The 19,945-nt window shown below is 65.0% G+C and carries 14 protein-coding genes; 7 read left to right on the top strand and 7 right to left on the bottom strand.

The features are described from left to right. The first annotated feature begins 485 nt into the window (after positions 1-485). Complete coding sequence (locus Q0687_RS27470; RefSeq protein ID WP_298884067.1) at positions 486-1,955, top strand: methyl-accepting chemotaxis protein; 1,470 nt, start codon at positions 486-488, stop codon at positions 1,953-1,955. Positions 1,956-2,031: 76 nt separating this feature from the next. Here the strand turns inward: Q0687_RS27470 and Q0687_RS27465 are convergent, their stop codons facing one another. From Q0687_RS27465 to Q0687_RS27450, 4 genes are all read right to left on the bottom strand, one after another. Continuing rightward, positions 2,032-3,531, bottom strand: a complete 1,500-nt coding sequence (locus Q0687_RS27465; protein ID WP_298884065.1) for a phosphomannomutase/phosphoglucomutase — start codon at positions 3,529-3,531, stop codon at positions 2,032-2,034. A 181-nt stretch (positions 3,532-3,712) separates the two neighbouring features. Next, complete coding sequence (locus Q0687_RS27460) at positions 3,713-4,222, bottom strand: TIGR02281 family clan AA aspartic protease (RefSeq protein WP_298884063.1); 510 nt, start codon at positions 4,220-4,222, stop codon at positions 3,713-3,715. Positions 4,223-4,341: 119 nt separating this feature from the next. Continuing rightward, the gene (gene hrpB / locus Q0687_RS27455) at positions 4,342-6,816 is read right to left on the bottom strand and encodes an ATP-dependent helicase HrpB (protein WP_298884062.1); all 2,475 of its coding nucleotides are present in this window, start codon (positions 6,814-6,816) and stop codon (positions 4,342-4,344) included. A gap of 141 nt (positions 6,817-6,957) precedes the next feature. Beyond that, positions 6,958-8,274: a UDP-glucose/GDP-mannose dehydrogenase family protein gene (locus tag Q0687_RS27450; protein ID WP_298884059.1), complete on the bottom strand. Its 1,317-nt coding sequence runs from the start codon at positions 8,272-8,274 to the stop codon at positions 6,958-6,960. A gap of 195 nt (positions 8,275-8,469) precedes the next feature. On the opposite strand from Q0687_RS27450, the gene Q0687_RS27445 reads away from it, so the two are divergent. Beyond that, positions 8,470-9,537, top strand: coding sequence for an acyltransferase family protein (locus Q0687_RS27445; RefSeq protein WP_298884057.1), 1,068 nt, complete (start codon positions 8,470-8,472; stop codon positions 9,535-9,537). A gap of 5 nt (positions 9,538-9,542) precedes the next feature. On the opposite strand, the gene Q0687_RS27440 is transcribed toward Q0687_RS27445, so the two are convergent. Beyond that, complete coding sequence (locus Q0687_RS27440) at positions 9,543-10,514, bottom strand: quinone oxidoreductase (protein WP_298884056.1); 972 nt, start codon at positions 10,512-10,514, stop codon at positions 9,543-9,545. 96 nt (positions 10,515-10,610) lie between these two features. On the opposite strand from Q0687_RS27440, the gene Q0687_RS27435 reads away from it, so the two are divergent. The 4 genes from Q0687_RS27435 to Q0687_RS27420 all read left to right on the top strand — a co-directional run bounded on the left by Q0687_RS27435 (position 10,611) and on the right by Q0687_RS27420 (position 15,849). Continuing rightward, on the top strand, positions 10,611-11,453 hold the full coding sequence (locus Q0687_RS27435; protein WP_298884055.1) for a LysR family transcriptional regulator: 843 nt from the start codon (positions 10,611-10,613) through the stop codon (positions 11,451-11,453). Between the two features lie 82 nt (positions 11,454-11,535). After that, positions 11,536-14,574 (top strand): DNA polymerase I, encoded by a 3,039-nt coding sequence (gene polA, locus Q0687_RS27430; RefSeq protein WP_298884053.1) that lies wholly within the window; start codon positions 11,536-11,538, stop codon positions 14,572-14,574. Positions 14,575-14,582: 8 nt separating this feature from the next. Further along, positions 14,583-15,122 (top strand): NADPH-dependent FMN reductase, encoded by a 540-nt coding sequence (locus tag Q0687_RS27425; protein WP_298884050.1) that lies wholly within the window; start codon positions 14,583-14,585, stop codon positions 15,120-15,122. A 91-nt stretch (positions 15,123-15,213) separates the two neighbouring features. Next, positions 15,214-15,849, top strand: a complete 636-nt coding sequence (locus tag Q0687_RS27420; protein ID WP_298884048.1) for a LysE family translocator — start codon at positions 15,214-15,216, stop codon at positions 15,847-15,849. 167 nt (positions 15,850-16,016) lie between these two features. Here the strand turns inward: Q0687_RS27420 and Q0687_RS27415 are convergent, their stop codons facing one another. Beyond that, the gene (locus Q0687_RS27415) at positions 16,017-17,105 is read right to left on the bottom strand and encodes a Zn-dependent alcohol dehydrogenase (protein WP_298884044.1); all 1,089 of its coding nucleotides are present in this window, start codon (positions 17,103-17,105) and stop codon (positions 16,017-16,019) included. Between the two features lie 43 nt (positions 17,106-17,148). Further along, on the bottom strand, positions 17,149-18,933 hold the full coding sequence (locus Q0687_RS27410; protein ID WP_298884041.1) for an acyl-CoA dehydrogenase family protein: 1,785 nt from the start codon (positions 18,931-18,933) through the stop codon (positions 17,149-17,151). Positions 18,934-19,179: 246 nt separating this feature from the next. On the opposite strand from Q0687_RS27410, the gene Q0687_RS27405 reads away from it, so the two are divergent. After that, on the top strand, positions 19,180-19,881 hold the full coding sequence (locus Q0687_RS27405; protein WP_298884038.1) for an SDR family NAD(P)-dependent oxidoreductase: 702 nt from the start codon (positions 19,180-19,182) through the stop codon (positions 19,879-19,881). Positions 19,882-19,945: the final 64 nt, after the last annotated feature.

Raw genomic sequence — 19,945 nt, 5'->3', positions numbered from 1 at the left:
CCGCAGAATCACGACGGAATCATACCAGCGCTAATGCGTTTTCACACAGCCAGGGCCCTAACCGGACATTTACCGAGAGTTAGTTCCGTTCGCCTATCTTTGCGGCATGGAGGGGAGAACGGCGAATCCGTCCCGGCGGTGGCCCGCCTGGGCGAATGCGACAGCATTACTGGTCGCAGGCTGGATCACGCTCGCAATCCTCACCTTACAGGTTCGTCCGGGTGCGACTGTTGTCGCAGCTGCGTTTCCACCCTGGTGGAGCACGCAGCAGGTTTTTCAAGCTGCGGGGTCGGCGCAAGCGTCGATCGTGAGGGCAACCGCCCTTCCTACTCTCCTCGTCGTCCGCCCGGATGACCATGACGGACTGGCCCGCCTGCACGATGCCGGCGCATGGTTCGTGATGGACGCGCAAGCGGTCTCAGCATGTTTTGGCAGATAGCCTTGTGGCGTGTCGTCGCTCGGCTCGGAGTCATGGAGAGGATGAGATGGTTGTCGAGAACGACGGTCTGGAATCGCTGCGTCAGACCACCAGCAAGATCCTGGCCGTGGCGCTCTGGCTGCATGTGCCAATCTGCATGATCATCGGGCTCGCGCTTGGTAAAGCCTGGCTGGTCCCCGGAATCTTCATGGCGATGTTCGCGCTTGCTGCGACCCTGTCCTGGCGCATGTCGGGCAACGGCCTCTCTACGCGTCTCGTATTTGCCGTCGCGTTGATGAGCGGCGTGTCGATGTTCACCTGGCAGTTCGAGGGACATCCCTGGCAGATCGACATGCACATGTACTTCTTCGCTGCACTGGCCTGCACGGTCGCCTATTGCGACTACCGACCGATCGTCGCCGCGACGGTTGCAGTCGCGCTGCATCACATCGCGCTGAACTTCCTGCTGCCTGCCGCGATCTATCCGGGCGGCTCCGACTTCGGCCGCGTCGTGCTGCATGCGGTGATCCTGCTGATCGAGGCCGGCGTACTGATCGCACTCGCGCACAAGCTCCAGGAACTGTTCGAGACCACCGCGGTCAAGACCGCCGAAGCACGGGCCGCGACGGCCGCGGAAGCGCGCGCCAACAGTGAGCGTCACGAGGTCGAGCAACGCGCCAAGGACGAGCGCGAGGCAGCCAAACAACGGCTTGCCGGCAATTTCGAACGCAGCATCGGCAGCATCGTGCAGGCGGTGGCGATTGCCGCCGGCGAGGTACAGCAGCTATCGTCAGCGATGAGCAACAACAGCGCCGACACCGTGGGTCAGACGACCGCAGCTGCCGCGGCCTCAAACCGCGCCTCCGGCAATGTCGAGATGGTCGCCGCCGCGACCGAGGAGCTGACCGCTTCGGTCACCAGCATTACCCAGCAGGTCGCCCGTTCAGCCGAAATAGCCGCCCGCGCCGCAGACGAGGCGCGCCGCACCAACCAGGTGGTCGAAGGCCTAGCCAGCGGTACGCAGAAGATCGGCGAGGTCGTCACGCTGATCCAGACCATCGCAAGCCAGACCAATCTGCTGGCGCTGAACGCCACGATCGAAGCCGCCCGCGCCGGCGAGCACGGCAGGGGTTTTGCGGTGGTTGCGAGCGAGGTCAAGGCGCTGGCGAACCAGACCGCGAAGGCCACCGAGGAAATCTCGGCGCAGGTGCAGACCATCCAGAGCGCAACCGGCGACGCCGTCAACGCGATCCAGGCGATCGGCGCAACGATCGCGGAAATCGACGAGATCTCCGGCCAGATCTCAACCGCGGTCGATCAGCAGGGCCAGGCAACTCGCGAGATCGCAGGCAGCCTGCAGCAGGCGGCCGCCGGTACTCGCGAGGTGAACGACAACATCGCCAGTGTCAGCAAGGCTTCCGATGAGGCAGGGGCCGCCGCGTCGAAGATGCACCAGGCCGCCGCCGGACTGTCGTCGCAGTCCGAGCGTCTCAAGGCTGAGGTCGATGGCTTCCTGGGATCGCTGCGGACGGCGTGATACGCCGCACGACGCTCCCACTCCACTCTCCCCATAAGCACGGGGCGAGGGAGCATACCGACGCCGCGGCCGCCTCTCAAATCTTCTGATTGTACTCGCCGACCTCGGGATGGGTACGCAGCACGCTGTTCACCATCTCGAACATGTCGTGCATGCGCTGCTCGGAGACCGGGCTCTCGACCACGACAACAAGTTCGGGCTTGTTCGAGGATGCGCGCACCAGCCCCCAGCTGCCGTCCTCGACGGTGACGCGCACACCGTTGACGGTGACGAGGTCGCGGATGGACTGGCCACCGATCTTGGCGCCCTCGGCCTGCAGGCCTTCGAAGTGCTTCACGACCTTGTCGATCACGCCATACTTGGTCTCGTCGGCGCAATGCGGCGACATGGTCGGCGACGACCAGGTTTTTGGCAGCGCGTTCTTGAGGTCCGCCATCGACTTGCCGGGCGCGCGGTCGAGCATGTCGCAGATCGCGAGCGCCGAGACGAGGCCGTCGTCATAGCCGCGGCCATACGGCTTGTTGAAGAAGAAGTGGCCGGACTTCTCGAAGCCCGCGAGCGCGCCGGTCTCGTTGGTGCGGCGCTTCATGTAGGAATGGCCGGTCTTCCAATAGGCGGTCCTGGCGCCTTGTTTCTGCAGGACGGGATCGGTGACGAACAGACCGGTCGACTTCACGTCGACGATGAATTGCGCGTCCTTGTGGATCGCCGACATGTCGCGCGCCAGCATCACGCCGACCTTGTCGGCAAAGATCTCTTCGCCGGTGTTGTCGACGACACCGCAGCGGTCGCCGTCACCGTCGAAGCCGAGGCCGACATCGGCCTTGTGATGCAGCACCGCGTCGCGGATCGCGTGCAGCATCTCCATGTCTTCCGGATTCGGATTGTATTTCGGGAAGGTATGGTCGAGCTCGGTGTCGAGCGGGATCACCTCGCAACCGATCGCCTCCAGCACCTGCGGCGCGAACGCACCGGCAGTGCCGTTGCCGCAGGCGGCGACGACCTTGAGCTTGCGCGTCAGCTTCGGACGATTGGTGAGGTCGGCGATGTAACGCGCCGGATAGTTCTCGTGGAATTGGTAGGATCCGCCGGCCTTGTTCTTGAACTCGGCGCCCAGCACGATCTCCTTCAGCCGCGTCATCTCGTCAGGGCCGAACGTCAGCGGACGGTTCGCACCCATCTTCACGCCGGTCCAGCCATTGTCGTTGTGCGAGGCCGTGACCATGGCGACGGCGGGCACGTCGAGATCGAACTGCGCGAAATAGGCCATCGGCGTCACCGCAAGGCCGATGTCGTGTACCTTGCAGCCCGCCGCCATCAGGCCGGAGATCAGCGCGTATTTGATCGAGGCCGAATAGCCGCGGAAATCATGCCCGGTGACGATTTCCTGCTTCACGCCGAGCTCCGCGATCAGCGCGCCCAGCCCCATGCCGAGCGCCTGTATCCCCATCAGGTTGATTTCCTTCTGGAACAGCCACCGCGCGTCGTACTCGCGAAAACCGGTCGGCTTCACCATCGGCTCGGATTCGAAGGCATAGGTGTTCGGCAGAAGGACAGATTTCGGCTTGGGGAACATTGAGGCGGTCTCGTGAAGATGGCGGGAATTGATGCAGCCTTAGCGAATGCCAGGCCGCAGCGGAAGGCGGGAATGAGGGCTTATGGCCGATAATTGCGGCAGTTTGGTAACGGAAAAGCGTTACCGGCCGCGCGCCCGCTCAGCGCACTTTCGAATTTATGAGGCCGGAAGGGCCCGCTTCCTACTGCTCCAGCACCATCTGGCCGTTGGCATACTCAAAGCGCTTCAGGCGGGACAGGAAGGACAGGCCCAGCAGGTTCTCGGACAGCGCAGCGTCGGGCAGCACCATGGCATCGACATCGCGCACGACGAGGCCGCCGACGTCAAGCATCGCGATCCGGGCCCGCGCGGCCTTGATGGTGCCGTTCGCGGTGCTGACCGTGGCGTTGTACTCGCTGCGCGAGGGATGCAAGCCGAAGCGGGCGGCCGAGGTCTCGTTCAGCGCCACCACGGAAGCCCCGGTGTCGACCATGAAACCGATGCGCTGACCGTCGATGCGGCCTTCGGTCTGGAAATGGCCGCGGATGTCGCGGGGGATGTTGAGGCTGCGGCTGCCTGATGGCGCGGTGGTCGCGACGGCGACCGTCGCATGCGGCGCTGAGGTGGCCGAGGCGGTCATCCTGTCCGCCATCTGCGCCATGAATGTACCGAGACCGATCATCACGGCCGCGAAGATCATAATGTTACGCATCACACCACTTCCGAGCCGGAAAGCTCGATTTCACCACGCGGCAGGCCCGTCCGCGAGCGAGACCGCAGCGGAGCCGGTGCTATTTTGACGAAAAGGATGAGCGTAGGGTTAACGGCGCTTCACGTCCCGCGCGGCTTGGCGCGCCGGGTCGGCAGCGCGGTTGCCGGATCGTCCGGCCAGGGATGGCGCGGATAGCGGCCGCGCAGGTCCGAACGTACGGCGGCGTAGCTGCCGCGCCAGAAGCCCGGAAGATCGCGCGTCACCTGCACCGGGCGCTGCGCCGGCGACAGCAGCTCGAGCACCAGGGGCACCTTGCCGGCGGCGATCGACGGATGGGTGTTGAGGCCGAACAATTCCTGCAGCCGCACGGCGATGGTCGGTCCCTGCTCGGCCTCGTAGTCGATCGCCAGCACGCTTCCCGTCGGCGCCTCGAAATGTGTCGGCGCTTCGCGATCCAGCCGCGCGCGCATGTCCCATGGCAATAGCGCCATCAGCGCATCGGAGAGATCGCCGGGAGAAATGTCCTTCAGCGCGATCTTGTCGTAGAGAACGGGGATCAGCCAGTCGTCGCGCCGCGCGATCAGCCCGTCGTCCGACAAATCGGGCCAGCCCTCGCCCTCGGCCTTGCGCAGGAACATCACGCGGTCGCGCCATTGTCTGGCGGCCTTGGACCAGGGCAACCGGTCGAGGCCGACGGCGATCAGACCATCGGCAAAAATGCGCGCCGTGTCTTCGGAGGGCGACACTGCAAGCGTCGCCTCGGAAAGCGTGATCGCGTGCAGCACGCGCTTGCGCCGAGCGCGCAGCGCCATCGCGCCACGGTCGAAGGAGATCTCGTCGACGCTCTCGATGTGCTCGGCAAAGTGCCGCTCGATGTCGGCTTCAGCAATTGGCGCGGCAAGGAGGATGCGGCCACTCGCCGCCGTGCCCGTCATTTCACCGATCGCGATATAGGGCGCGCGGGCCAGCGACGAGGTCTGCTCCGCTGCGGCGCCGCGGCCGTTGGCGAGCACGAAACTGCCATTGCCGCGGTTGCGTGCGACACGGTCCGGGAAGGCATAGGCGAGCATCAGGCCGGTCGAGAGATCCTCCTGTTGCCCCGCCTTCTCGGATGCCGCGACCTGCGACGCCCAGCGTCGCGCCAGATCGCGCGCGCTCGCCGCCCGCGGCGAACGGTCGCGGCGGAACTGGTCGCGCCGGTGCTCGAGATCGGCACTGTCGCCACCGAGCCCGCGCTCGGTGAGGATGGCCGCGATCTCGGCCGCCTCTTCGCCGCACCCGGCGCGATGCGAATCCACGATCATGCGCGCCAGCCGCGGCGGCAGCGCCAGCGCGCGCAGGCTCTTGCCCTCAGTGGTGATGCGACCGTCGCCATCGAGCGCGTTGAGCTCGGTGAGGAGGCTCTTGGCTTCCTTCCAGGCCGGCTGCGGCGGCGGATCGAGGAACGATAGCGCTGCCGGATCGGCGACGCCCCATTGCGCAAGATCGAGCATCAGCGACGAGAGATCGGCACTGAGAATTTCCGGCTGCGTATAGGGTGCGAGCGAGGCCGTCTGCGGTTCGTCCCAGAGCCGGTAGCAGACCCCTGGCTCGGTACGGCCGGCGCGGCCGCGGCGCTGGTCGACTGCGGCACGCGCGGCCCGCACGGTCTCCAGCCGCGTCAGGCCGATATCGGGCTCGTAGCGCGGCACGCGGGCAAGACCGGAATCGACGACGATGCGCACGCCTTCGATGGTGAGCGAGGTCTCCGCGATCGAGGTCGCCAGCACGACCTTGCGCATGCCCTTGGGCGCGGGAGAGATGGCGCGGTCCTGCACGGCGGCATCGAGCGCCCCGAACAGCGGCACGATCTCGATGGACGCATCCTGCACGCGTTCGGCGAGGAAATTCTGGGTGCGGCGGATTTCGGCGGCGCCCGGCAGGAAGGCCAGCACCGAGCCGCTGTCGGCCCGCAGCGCGGAGGCAATCGCATCCGCCATCTGCCGCTCAATCTGCGCATCGGCCTTGCGGCCGAGATAGCGGGTCTCGACCGGAAAGGCGCGGCCCTCGCTCTCGACGACCGGCGCCTCGCCGAGCAGCTTTGCAACCCGCGCGCCATCGAGCGTCGCGGACATCACCAAAATGCGCAGATCCTCGCGCAGTCCCAGCTGCGCGTCGCGCGCCAGCGCAAGGCCGAGATCGGCATCGAGCGAGCGCTCGTGGAATTCGTCGAACAGGATGGCGGCAACGCCCGAGAGTTCGGGGTCGTCGAGGATCTGGCGGGTGAAGATACCTTCAGTCACGACCTCGATGCGCGTGGCACGTGTAATCTTCGAGCCGAAGCGGACGCGATAGCCCACGGTCTCGCCGGCTCGCTCGCCGAGCGACTTGGCCATGCGGTCGGCGCTGGCTCGTGCCGCGATACGCCGCGGCTCCAGCACGATGATCTTCTTGCCCTTGGCCCAGGGCGCATCGAGCAGCGCCAGCGGCACGCGGGTGGTTTTGCCGGCCCCCGGAGGGGCCACCAGCACGGCCGCATTGTGCGTCTCGAGCGTGCGCGAGAGCTCGTCGAGCACGGCATCGATCGGGAGGGGCGTGTCGAAATTGCGGGGCAAAAGATTCGGTCCGTCATCGTCCGCCGTGCACGTGCCAGTGCTCCTAGCAGACGATCCAGTCATGTCGGATCCCGGCCATTCCGGGGATCCCGGCGTACTGGATACCCCGCCTTCGCGGGGTATGACAACAATACGTAGCGATCAGCCCTGCACGGGTGGGCGGCCGACGCTCTCATAGGTGAAGCCGGCCGCAGCCATGTCCTCGGGGCGGAAGATATTGCGGAGGTCGACGACAACGGGCTGGGCCATGGTCGCCTTCAGCCGATCGAGATCGAGGCCGCGGAACTGCGTCCATTCGGTGACGACGACGATCGCATCGGCACCTTGCGCGCAGGAATAGGCGTCCTCGCAATAGGTGATGCCGGGCAACTCGCCCTTGGCCTGCTCCATGCCGACGGGATCGAAGGCCTTCACCTTCGCGCCCATATCGAGCAGGCCGGTGACGAGCGGGATCGACGGCGCATCGCGCATGTCGTCGGTGTCGGGCTTGAAGGTCAGGCCGAGCACGGCGATGGTCTTGCCGCGCAGGGAGCCGCCAAGCGCCTGGCTGACTTTGCGCGCCATCGCGCGCTTGCGGTTCTCGTTGACCGCGAGCACGGATTCGACGATGCGCAGATTCACGTCGTAGTCCTGCGCGATCTTGATCAGCGCCTTGGTGTCCTTCGGAAAGCAGGAGCCGCCGAAGCCGGGACCGGCGTGCAGGAATTTGGTGCCGATGCGGTTGTCGAGGCCAATGCCGCGGGCAACCTCCTGCACATTGGCGCCGACCTTTTCCGAGAGATCCGCGATCTCGTTGATGAAGGTGATCTTGGTCGCGAGGAAAGCGTTGGCGGCGTATTTGATCATCTCGGCGGTGCGGCGCGCGGTGAACATCAGCGGCGCCTGGTTCAACGACAGCGGGCGGTAGATGTCGCCCATCACCTTGCGGCCGCGCTCGTCGGAGGTGCCGACCACGACGCGATCGGGAAACTTGAAGTCGCGGATCGCAGCGCCCTCGCGCAGGAACTCCGGATTGGAGGCGACGACGACGTCGGCTGACGGATTGGTCTCGCGGATGATGCGCTCGACCTCGTCACCGGTGCCGACCGGCACGGTCGACTTCGTCACCACCACGGTAAAGCCGGTCAGCGACTGCGCGATCTCCTTCGCGGCGGCGTAGACATAGGAGAGGTCGGCGTGGCCATCACCGCGGCGCGACGGCGTGCCGACCGCGATGAACACGGCGTCGGCATCCGCAACCGGCTTGGACAGATCGGTGGTGAAGCCGAGCCGCTTGGCCCTGACGTTGTTGGCGACCAGCTCGTCCAGGCCCGGCTCGTAGATCGGGATCTCGCCGCGATGCAGTGCCGCGATCTTCTTCTCGTCCTTGTCGACGCAGGTAACGTCGTGACCGAAATCCGCAAAGCAGGCTCCAGACACCAGTCCGACATAGCCTGTTCCGATCATCGCGATGCGCATGAAAATCCCTGCTTTGGCTTGGTTAACGAAAGACCCCTGTCCGGGGCGGTTTAGCATTTTCCCGACAGAAGGAAACCGTCCGGGCGCGAAAACTGGCACACGAATTGTACTCGTAAAGAAATCCTAAGCCACCAGGCGGCACACTGCCCCATGCCCGCACAGAGCCGGGCAGAATACGCCTCGAAAAGGGACACCATGGCATCGTCAGGCACATCAGCCGCGAGCGGGGGCGCCAAAGCCCCGTCCGCCGCGCGTGTCGACTGGGTCGACTACGCCAAGGGCATCTGCATCATCATGGTCGTGATGATGCATTCGGTGCTGGGGGTCGAGCTCGCCGCCGGTGAACCGGGATTCATGCATCTGCTCGTGGCCTTCGCAAAGCCATTCCGGATGCCGGACTTCTTCCTGATATCTGGTCTGTTCCTGCCACTGGTGATCGATCGGGATTGGCGAACCTATCTCGACCGCAAGGTGGTGCATTTCGCCTATTTTTATGTCGTCTGGGTGACAATCCAGTTCGGCTTCAAGGCACCGGCTTTCGCGGCCGAAACCGGCTGGCGCGACGTTGGCCTGCTGTATCTGGAATCCTTCATCGAGCCCTTCGGCACGCTCTGGTTCATCTATCTGCTGCCGGTGTTTTTCGTCGTCACAAAACTGACACGCAAAATGCCGCCCCTCGCGATCTGGCTGATCGCGGCCGCGCTGGAGACGGCCCGCATCACGACCGGCTGGACCGCGATCGATGAGTTCTGCGCGCGCTTCGTTTACTTCTATTCCGGCTATCTTTTCGCGCCTTACGTGTTTGCATTGTCGGACCGCGCGCGAAATCATCCCGTGCGCGCGCTCGCGGCGCTTGCGACCTGGGCACTGGTCGATGCCGGCCTCGTCGCATCGGGCGCCAGCGAGTGGAAGATCGTCTCGCTCCTGCTAGGCTTTGCCGGCGCGGGTGCGATCATCACGACAGGCACGCTGCTCGCGCGCACTGGATGGTGCAATTTCCTGCGCTTCTGCGGCGAGCATTCGATCGTGATCTATCTCGCCTTCTTCCTGCCGATGGCGGCGACGCGAACTCTGCTGCTGCACACAGGCATCATTTCGGATATCGGCGCGATGTCGCTGATCGTGACCATCGTCGGCGTCGTGGGATCGCTCGCGATCTGGCGAGCCGCCCTGCTGGTCCACGCCGACTTCCTGTTCGAGCGGCCCGACGCGTTCTGGATCGCGCCGAAGAAGGCCGCGCCGGTGCTGCAGGCGGCGGAATAGTCCGTTCACGGGCGCAGATACAAGGCTCCTGTCGTGCGCCCGGCTTCAAGGTCGGCCTGAGCCCTCGCCGCGTCCCGCAAGCTGTAGGCCGTGCCGCTCACCTGCAGCACGCCGTCCGTCATCGCAGCAAGCACCCGTTCGGCGGAACCGCGATACGCCTCGGCATCGTTCATGTGAGCCATGACGCTCGGCCGGGCCAACATCAGGCTGCGCCGCGGCCCGAGATCGTGAACATCGACCGGTGGGATCGGCCCGGCTGACTGGCCGATGCTTGCCACGACGCCGAATGGCCGCACGCAGCCAAGCGTCTTCTGCAACGTCGTCCCGCCGACGCCGTCATAGGCGACATCGACGCCGCGCCCGGCGGTGATATCGCTGACAGCCGCGGCGAAATCGGCATCCCGCCCAATGATCACATGAGACGCACCGGCAGCGCGGGCGGTCTCGGCCTTATCAGGCGATCCGGCGGTCCCGATCACGCTCGCACCTGCCGCGCTGGCCCAGCGCGTCAGAAGCTGTCCGAGCCCTCCTGCAGCGCTATGGACGAGAATCGTCGTGCCAACGCCAACCGGGAAAACACGATTGAGCAGCATGTCGGCCGTGATGCCCTTGACAAACGCCGCGGCGACCGCCTCATCCGGAAGGCCGGCGGGAAGCTTCACGCAGCGCCATCCAGGCAGGTTGCGCTCGGACGCATAGGCGCCGACCGGCGCACCTGCATAGGCAACGCGCTCCCCCACTTCGAGACCGGTCACGTCCGGGCCCAGCGCCGCGATGACGCCCACCGCCTCGACGCCCGGAATTCGCTCCGGCGGAAGCGCGTAGAGACCCTTGCGCTGGTAAATGTCGATGGAGTTCACGCCGATCGCGGTCTGCTGTATCAGGATTTCGCCGCGGCCCGGCGGCGGCAGGTCGGCGCTCGCAAGCTCGAGCTGCTCGACCCCGCCGGGGCTCTTCAATCTCACGATCACGGCCATATCGCATCCTTTCGTCAATGTCGGAAGGACTATGGATTGACGCGAAAATCTGCGAAACTGCTCAAGATTGAGATCTCGTTGTGAGAATTCGCACAGATGGACTGGACCGACCTGCAACATTTCCTGGCGCTCGCACGCGAGGGCACCTTGTCCGCTGCGGCGAGGAACCTCAACGTTGACCACGTCACCGTGGCGCGCCGCGTCGCCGCGCTTGAAGCATCGCTGTCGCTCAAGCTGGTTGACCGCAGGCCACGCAGCTACGAGCTCACCGAGGATGGCAAGCGCATCGCCAAGATCGGAGATCCGATGACGGAGACGGCATTTGCGGTCGAGCGCGCGGTGCAGGCCTCGAAATCCGGCATCGGCGGCGAGATCACGATCAGCGCGCCGCCATCGCTGGCCAACGTCCTGATCGCACCGAAACTGATCCGGCTGCGGCATCTGCATCCCGGGATCAGGATCAAGCTGATCGGCGAGAAGCGCACGGCTTCGCTCAACCGTCGCGAGGCTGATCTGGCGCTTCGCCTGTCGCGTCCGACCGAGCCGGGGCTGATTGCGCGCAAGATCGGGTATTTCGAGTTCGCCCTCTACGGCTCGCCGGACTATTTGAAGACGACGCCACCGCATGCTTTCGCGTTCGTCGCCTACGATTCCAGCATGGACGATGCGCCTCAGCAGCGATGGCTGATGCGCTTCGCCGCCTCGCGCGAGATCGTGCTCCGCACCAACGATCTGGAGAACCAGGCGGCCGCCGCGAGGACGGGAATTGGGCTGGCGGCCCTGCCAAAGTTCCTCGGCGAGGCCGATCCGCAGCTGCAGCGCCATGACATTGGCGGCCGTCCCGTCGGCCGCGAGGTCTGGCTGGTCGTCCATCGCGACCTGCGCCGCGCGCCCATGGTGCGCGCAGTTGCAGGTTTCATCGAGACCTGCCTGGCCTGAGGCCATGATTTGCCTGTGCGAGTCGGCAAAATAGCGATGCGCCGAGGCTGTCTTTTGCCGCAAAAATTCATACATTGCGGCCATGCCCAAGACATCGCCAAAGACCTCCGCCAAAGCCGACACCAAGCCCGCTGCTGCGACAGCTGCTGCCAAACCGGTCGCAGCCAAGGCGGCCGGCAAAGGCGACCACATTTTCCTGGTCGATGGTTCCGGCTACATCTTCCGCGCCTATCACGCGCTGCCGCCGCTGAACCGCAAGTCCGACGGCTTGCAGGTCAATGCGGTGCTCGGGTTCTGCAACATGCTGTGGAAGCTGCTCCGCGACATGCCCGCGGACAACCGGCCGACGCATCTGGCGATCGTGTTCGACAAGTCGGAAGTCACCTTCCGCAACAAGATCTATCCCGACTACAAGGCGCACCGGCCGCCGGCGCCTGACGATCTGATCCCGCAATTCGCGCTGATCCGCGAGGCCGTGCGCGCCTTCGACCTGCCCTGTCTGGAACAGGGCGGCTTCGAGGCCGACGATCTGATCGCCACCTATGCGCGGCAGGCATCCGAACGCGGCGCTACCACGACCATTGTGTCCTCCGACAAGGATCTGATGCAACTCGTGAACGACAAGATCGTGATGTACGACACCATGAAGGATCGCCGCATCGGCATTCCTGAAGTGATCGAGAAGTTCGGCGTGCCGCCGGAGAAGGTGGTCGAGGTGCAGGCGCTGGCCGGCGATTCCACCGACAACGTGCCCGGCGTTCCCGGCATCGGCATCAAAACCGCGGCGCAGCTGATCGTCGAATATGGCGACCTCGAGCAGTTGCTGTTCCGCGCTGCCGAGATCAAGCAGCCGAAGCGCCGCGAAGCCTTGCTCGAGAACGCCGAGAAGGCGCGGATCTCCCGGCAGCTCGTCCTGCTAGATGACAAGGTCGATCTCGAGGTGCCGCTCGACGACCTCGCCGTCCACGAGCCCGATGCACGCAAGCTGATCGCCTTCCTGAAGGCGATGGAATTTTCGACGCTGACCCGCCGCGTCGCCGATTATTCGCAGATCGATCCTTCCAATGTCGACGCGGATGCCTCGAACAGCAGCGGCGCAAGAGGCGGCGACAGTGCGAAGGCAAAGCCGATCGAAACTTCCGGCGATCTGTTCGCGGCTCCAGCCGCCACCGCAAGGGGCGGCGACAAGGCTGACAAATCAGCGAGCCTCAAGGGCGCGCCGATTTCGCTCGCGGCCGCGCGCGAGGCTGCGTTGCGCAACCTCCCGGTCGACCGCGCCAAATACCTGACGATCAAGACGCTGGCCGAGCTCAACGGCTTCATTGCGCGCATCCATGATGCCGGTCACGTCGCCATCGAACTCAAGGCGAACACCATCGATCCGATGCAGGCCGATCTCTGCGGCATTGCGCTGGCCGTGGCGCCGAACGAAGCCTGTTATGTGCCGCTCGCGCATAAGCAATCCGGCGGCGGCGCCGGGCTGTTCGACGCGGGCCTCGCGCCGGACCAGGTCAAGCATGACGACGCGGTGCAAGCATTGCGCCCGGTACTGGAATCGTCAGGCATTCTCAAGATCGGCTTCGACGTCAAATTCGCCGCCGTGCTGCTGGCGCAGCATGGCATCACCTTGCGCAACGCCGACGATGCGCAGCTGATCTCCTATGTGCTCGATGCCGGCCGCGGCTCGCATGAGCTGGATTCGCTGTCCGAGCGATGGTTTGGCCATGCCATGCTGAAGGAGAGCGAGCTGCTCGGCAGCGGCAAGGGCAAGATCACCTTCGATCAGGTGCCGATCGACAAGGCGGCGCCGCTGTCGGCCGAGGGCGCCGACATCGCCTTGCGCGTCTGGCGCGTGCTGAAGCCGCGCCTCGCAGCCGAACACATGACCACCGTCTACGAAACGCTGGAGCGGCCGCTCGTCTCGGTACTCGCGCGCATGGAGCGGCGCGGCATCTCGATCGACCGCCAGGTGCTGTCGCGGCTGTCAGGCGACTTTGCCCAGACCGCGGCGCGCGTCGAGGCCGAGATCCAGCAGATCGCCGGCGAGCCGGTCAATGTCGGCAGCCCCAAGCAGATCGGCGACATCCTGTTCGGCAAGATGGGACTGCCTGGCGGCACCAAGACCAAGACCGGCGCGTGGTCGACCACAGCGCAGGTACTCGACGAGCTCGCCGAGCAGGGTCACGATTTCCCGCGGAAGATTCTGGAATGGCGCCAGGTCTCGAAACTGAAATCGACCTACACCGACGCGCTGCCGACCTATGTCAATCCGCAGACCCACCGCGTGCACACGACCTACGCGCTGGCCGCGACCACCACGGGCCGGTTATCGTCGAACGAGCCGAACCTTCAGAACATCCCGGTTCGTACCGAGGACGGCCGCAAGATTCGTCGCGCTTTCATCGCAACGCCCGGCCACAAGCTGGTCTCGGCCGACTATTCGCAGATCGAACTGCGCCTGCTTGCGGAGATCGCCGACATTCCCGTGCTGAAGCAGGCGTTCAAGGACGGCCTCGACATTCACGCGATGACCGCATCGGAAATGTTCGGCGTGCCGATCAAGGGCATGCCGAGCGAGATCCGCCGCCGCGCCAAGGCGATCAATTTCGGCATCATCTACGGCATCTCCGCGTTCGGTCTCGCTAACCAGCTCGGTATCGCCCGCGAGGAAGCCTCGGCCTACATCAAGAAGTATTTCGAGCGCTTCCCCGGCATCCGCGCTTACATGGACGAGACGCGCGACTTCTGCCGCCAGAACGGCTATGTCACCACGCTGTTCGGCCGCAAGTGCCACTATCCGGATATCAAAGCGTCGAACGCGTCAGTGCGGGCCTTCAACGAGCGCGCCGCCATCAACGCGCGCCTTCAAGGTACCGCCGCCGACATCATCCGCCGCGCGATGACGCGCGTCGAGGACGCGCTCGCCGCGAAGAAGCTCTCGGCGCAGATGCTGCTCCAGGTGCATGATGAGTTGATCTTCGAGGTGCCGGATGCGGAAGTCGAGAAGACGCTTCCCGTCGTGCAGCATGTGATGCAGGACGCGCCGTTCCCGGCCGTGCTGCTCTCGGTGCCGCTGCATGTCGATGCCCGCGCGGCGAATAATTGGGACGAGGCACACTGACGGCCCCGATGAAGATCGCCGCCATCTCCGGCAGCCTGCGCGCAGGCTCGAGCAATACAGCCGTGTTGCGCGCAGCGGCACGGCTCGCACCTGCCGGTGTCGAGATCTTACTGTTCGAGGGAATTGCGCAGCTGCCTTTCTTCAATCCGGATCTCGATGGCGATCACGTTCCTGCGCCTGTCAGCGCGATGCGCGAGCTGATCGGCAGTGTCGACGGGCTGCTGATCTCGAGCCCCGAATATGCCCGTGGCGTCGCGGGCGTGCTGAAGAACGCGCTCGACTGGCTCGTCGGCAGCCACGAATTCCCGGACAAGCCCGTCGCGCTGATCAACACGTCACCGCGCGCGACGCATGCGCTGGCAGCCCTGACACTGACCCTGGAGACGATGTCGGCACGGCTCGCCATGGAGGCCTGCGTGACCCTGCCGCTGCTCGGCGGCTCCTGGGACGAACACAGCATCGCCGCCGACCCTGCAGTGGCGGAGCCGTTACGTTCGGCCATGGAGCGCTTCGCAGCGTTCATTCGCACCGTGCAGGCACGGACCTAGAACCGGACTGAATTGCCCTCCGAGCAATTGCGCAGTGGCTCCGCGAGGCCGCGGCTATTAGAACCGGTTCATCTCCCGCACCGGTTCACCCATGCCCCACACCTCTGCCCTGCTCGGCTTCGCCCTCATTTGCCTCGGCCTCGTGCTCACGCCGGGGCCGAACATGATCTATCTGATCTCGCGCTCGATCACGCAAGGCGCCGCGGCCGGCATCGTATCGCTCGGCGGCGTGGCGCTGGGCTTCGTGTTCTACATGCTGTGCGCGGCGTTCGGCATCACGGCGCTGCTGCTCGCGATTCCCTTCGCCTACGACGCGCTACGCTTTGCCGGCGCCGGCTACATGCTCTGGCTGGCCTGGCAGGCGGTGAAGCCCGGCGGCCGCTCGCCGTTCCAGGTCAAGACGCTCGCGATCGACAGCCCGCCCAAATTGTTCACGATGGGACTCGTGACCAACCTGCTCAATCCGAAGATCGCGATGCTGTATCTGGCGCTGCTGCCGCAGTTCATCGATCCCACGGCCGGCAGCGTGCTGACGCAGTCCGTGGTGCTGGGCGCCATCCAGATCGTGATCAGCGTCAGCGTCAATGCGGTGATCGCGCTCGGAGCGGGATCGATCGCACTGTTCCTGGCAAGCCGGCCGAGCTGGATGCTGGTGCAGCGCTGGCTGATGGGAACGGTGCTGGCCGGGCTCGCGCTGCGGATGGCGGTGGAAGCACGGAAGGTGTGATGCACACTGTCTTGCCCAGGCTTGACCGGGGCATCCGGTACTCTGCGGCGATAGTTAGTGCACTCAGCTACCTCCGCAGAGCACTGAATCGGCCGGTCCTCGTGCGCAATTGCGCACTGGCCGGGCGATGACATCTGTTTCGGAGCGGCAATGGCGACCGCTAATGCTCAGCTATCAAACACAATCACGCTCCGCAGCGTCTTGCCGGCTTTCATGTTGGCGAAACCCTCGTTGATTTCGGAGAGCTTCAGCTTGGCCGAGATCCAGTCCTCCAGGTGCAGCCGGCCGCGCAGGTAGAAATCGACCAGGCGCGGCATGTCGACGCGGAAATGGTTGGAGCCCATCGACGAGCCCTGGATCCGGCGCTCCCGCAGGAAGTCAAAGCCGTGCAGCTCGATCTTCTGGCCGAACGGGATCATGCCGACGATGGTGGCGGTGCCGCCGGAGGCCAGCATGGCGAAGGCCTGCTCGGCGGTTTCCTTGCGGCCGAGCACCTCGAAGGAGTGATGCACGCCGCCATTGGTGAGGTCGCGCACCTGCTTCACCACATCGCCATCGGCGGGGTTGATGATGTCGGTCGCGCCCAGCTTGGTCGCGAGCTGAAGCTTTGCGGGATTGGTGTCGATGGCGATGATGCGGCCTGCGCCGGCGATCTGCGCGCCGTTGATCGCGGCCATGCCGACGCCGCCGCAACCGATCACGGCCACGGTCTCGCCGGCCGTGACCTTCGCCGTGTTCACCACCGCACCGTAGCCGGTGATGACGCCGCAGCCGATCAGCGCCGCCAGGTCGAGCGGCATTTCTCTCCTGATTTTGACGATGGCGTTCTCGTGCACCAGCATCTGCTCGGCAAAGGACGACAGATTGAGGAACTGGTGCAGCTTCTCCGGCTTCGACCACTGCATCCGCTCTGAAACGCCCGGCATCATCTTCACCGTCGTGTCGGTGCAGAGCACGGTGCGTCCGGTGGTGCAATTGTCGCAGGTGCCGCAGAACACGGACAGGCAGGTGACAACGTGGTCCCCGGGCTTCACATACGTGACATCAGAGCCGACCTGCTCGACGATACCGGCGGACTCATGGCCGAGCACCGCGGGCAGTGGATGTGGATAGAGGCCTTCCATGAAGTGCAAATCGGAATGGCAAAGGCCGGCGACCGCGGTGCGGATCAGCACCTCGCGCGGACCGGGCTTCGGCAGGCTGACCTCCTCGATGACCAGGGGCTTGTTGACTTCGTAGAGGACGGCGGCCTTCATCGAGCACTCCCTATGGCGTTTTTTGTTGGTCGTGGCGTGCAGCCTACGCTGCCAGAACGAGTTCGCCAACCTCGCTCATGCCGACCGAATTGTCGCCGAGCAGGAGCGATCCGATCTTCGCCTGCACGGCATTTTCCGTCAGCCGGAACGGATCGCCCGGCGAAACCCGGTGATCGATCACCAGCCGCGACAGCAGCAGCCGGCGCGCATCGCCGCGCATCTCGTGGATGCGATGCGCCTCCCAGGCGAGCGCGACTGCGCTCGCGACATGATAGAGCAGGCTGGTGGCACGACGCGCATCGGCCTCGTTCTCGGACTTGCCCGCGACCTCCCGCGCAAAGCCGACCGCGCGATCGACAAGGCCACGCAGATGATCACGCCAGGCCTGCGGCACCGAGGCACTGTCATCTAGCCGTGCATGCAGATCGGCCGCAAGCGCGGATTCGGCGCCATGCCGGCCGACGGCGCGCCTGATAGCATCGATGGCAACGATGTTGCCGGTGCCTTCCCAGACCGAGCCGAGATGGGCATCGCGCAGCAGGCGGGGCGTGGCGAATTCCTCGATATAGCCGATGCCGCCGCGCATCTCGAGCGCATCGCCGCAAACCTTGCGCGCATCCCGCGTGGCACGGAATTTCAGCGTCGGCGTCAGGATGCGCAGCAGCGCCGCCGCATCCTGGCTGCCGGCTTCGGCGCGGTCGAGCGCGTCAGCGGTGAGGAAGCTCATCGACAGCGCCTGCTCGACCGGCAGCATGATCTTCAGCATCTGCCGACGGCCGAGCGGCAGATCGATGATCCGGTTGCCGAACACCACGCGGTTCTTTGCCACGGTCATCGCGTCATGACAGGCGCGGCGCATCAGCGCGGTGGATTTGACGCCGTTGGACAGGCGCGACGAGTTCACCATCTCGGCCATCTGCACAAAGCCGCGATCGAGCTTGCCGACGGCATAAGCGATCGCGCCTTCGAGCTTGATCTCGCCCGAGGCCATCGAGCGGGTGCCGAGCTTGTCCTTCAGACGCACGATCCGATAGTGGTTCTGCGAGCCGTCGTCGAGGAAGCGCGGCATCAGGAACAGGCCGACGCCGCGCGTGCCGGGGCCGGCGCCTTCAGGGCGCGCCAGCAGCATCACGACCTTGGCGTCCGCATTCGAGCAGAACCATTTTTCGCCATGGAGGCGCCAATGATCGCCCTCCTGCACCGCGCATGTGGTCAGCGTGCCGACGTCGGAGCCGCCCTCCTTCTCGGTCATGAACTGACCGCCTTGGGTCAGCTTGCTCATGTCGGTCGAGGTCAAACCATCCAGGTATTTCGCCTTCAGCGCCTCGCTGCCGAAATTGGCGAGCAGCTTGGCGCAGCCGTCGGTGACGTTGATCGGGCAACCCATGCCAAATTCGGTCTGGTTGAAAAGAAACGTGAAAGCGTGCTTGGCGACAACAGGATATTTGTCCGGCCAGCCCATGATGCCCTTGCGAAGCGAGAGCGCGTGGATGCCGAACTCGCCGAAGGCGGCGTTCTCCAGCTCGCGATAGGCCGGATGATATTCGATCCACTGCGCGTCGCGGCCGAACTTGTCGCGCTGGTGCAAAATCGGCGTGTGGCGATCGGCGAGGCGCGCGCATTCGTCGAGACGGCCACCGGCGAGTTCGCCGAGACGATCCAGATGCGGCTCGATATGGCGGAACAGGGTGTCCGGCAGATGGATGCGCAACAAATCCGTCAGCGCCTGATCGGCGCGGTAGAAATTCATGCCTGACGTATCGGGCGCCAGCAGGCCGGGTTGTTCGGCCGCGACATCCCTCGGCTGCGCTGTCACCGACTTGTGCATGGTCGTCCTCTTCGTTTCCGCCCGGCGGCAATTCTTAATCCTTGCCGCTTGAGATGATGTCGATCATGCTCCCGCCGCGACAGGCGATAAAGCTGCAAATTGTCAGGGAGGCATGATCGCCGTGAAGGAGCAATTCGCTCTGCGGAATTGTGATCAACCGGCCCGGGCTTGCCGCTGGTTGTCGACGCGGCGGATGCCTAGATCAACCAAGTCCCGTCCCCGAGAGATCACGCCAGAGATCACACCATGGAACATCCGAAATACAACATCGCCCTCATCGTCGGCGCCGGCGAAGGCTTGAGCGCCTCGCTGGCGCGGCTGCTCTCCGCGCAAGGCATTCGCGTCGCGCTGGCCGCGCGCAAGATCGAGAAGCTGGGTGCGCTCTGCAGCCAGACCGGCGCCAAGGCCTATGCCTGCAACGCCACCGAGCCTGAGGAGGTCGAGCGGCTGTTTGGCCTCGTCGAACGCGAGATCGGCACGCCCGATCTCGTCGTCTACAATGCTTCTGGCCGCTCGCGCGGGCCGTTCGTCGACCTGGTCCCGGCCGAGGTCGCAAACGCCATCGCGGTCAGCGCCTATGGCGGCTTCCTGGTGGCTCAGCAGGCCACCAAGCGCATGGTGCCGAACCAGCACGGCGCGATCCTGTTCACCGGCGCCTCGGCCAGCGTCAAGGGTTATGCGCAGTCGGCTCCGTTCGCGATGGGCAAGTTCGCGCTGCGCGGCCTCGCACAGAGCATGGCGCGCGAATTGTCGCCGCAGGGCATTCATGTGGCGCATTTCGTCATCGACGGCGGCATCCGCAGCACGGCGCGGGCCGAAGCTGCCGACAAGCCGGATTCGATGCTCGATCCCGATGCGATCGCGGAGAGCTACTGGAACGTGTTGCAGCAGCCGCGCAGCGCCTGGAGCTGGGAGCTGGAGCTGCGGCCCTGGGTGGAGCGATTTTGAATTGTTTTTGTCATTCCGGGGCGGTCCGCAGGACCGAACCCGGAATCTCGAGATTCCGGGTTCG

Source organism: uncultured Bradyrhizobium sp., assembly GCF_936928535.1.
Lineage (GTDB): Bacteria > Pseudomonadota > Alphaproteobacteria > Rhizobiales > Xanthobacteraceae > Bradyrhizobium.
This window is presented reverse-complemented; position numbering and strand designations above follow the sequence as displayed.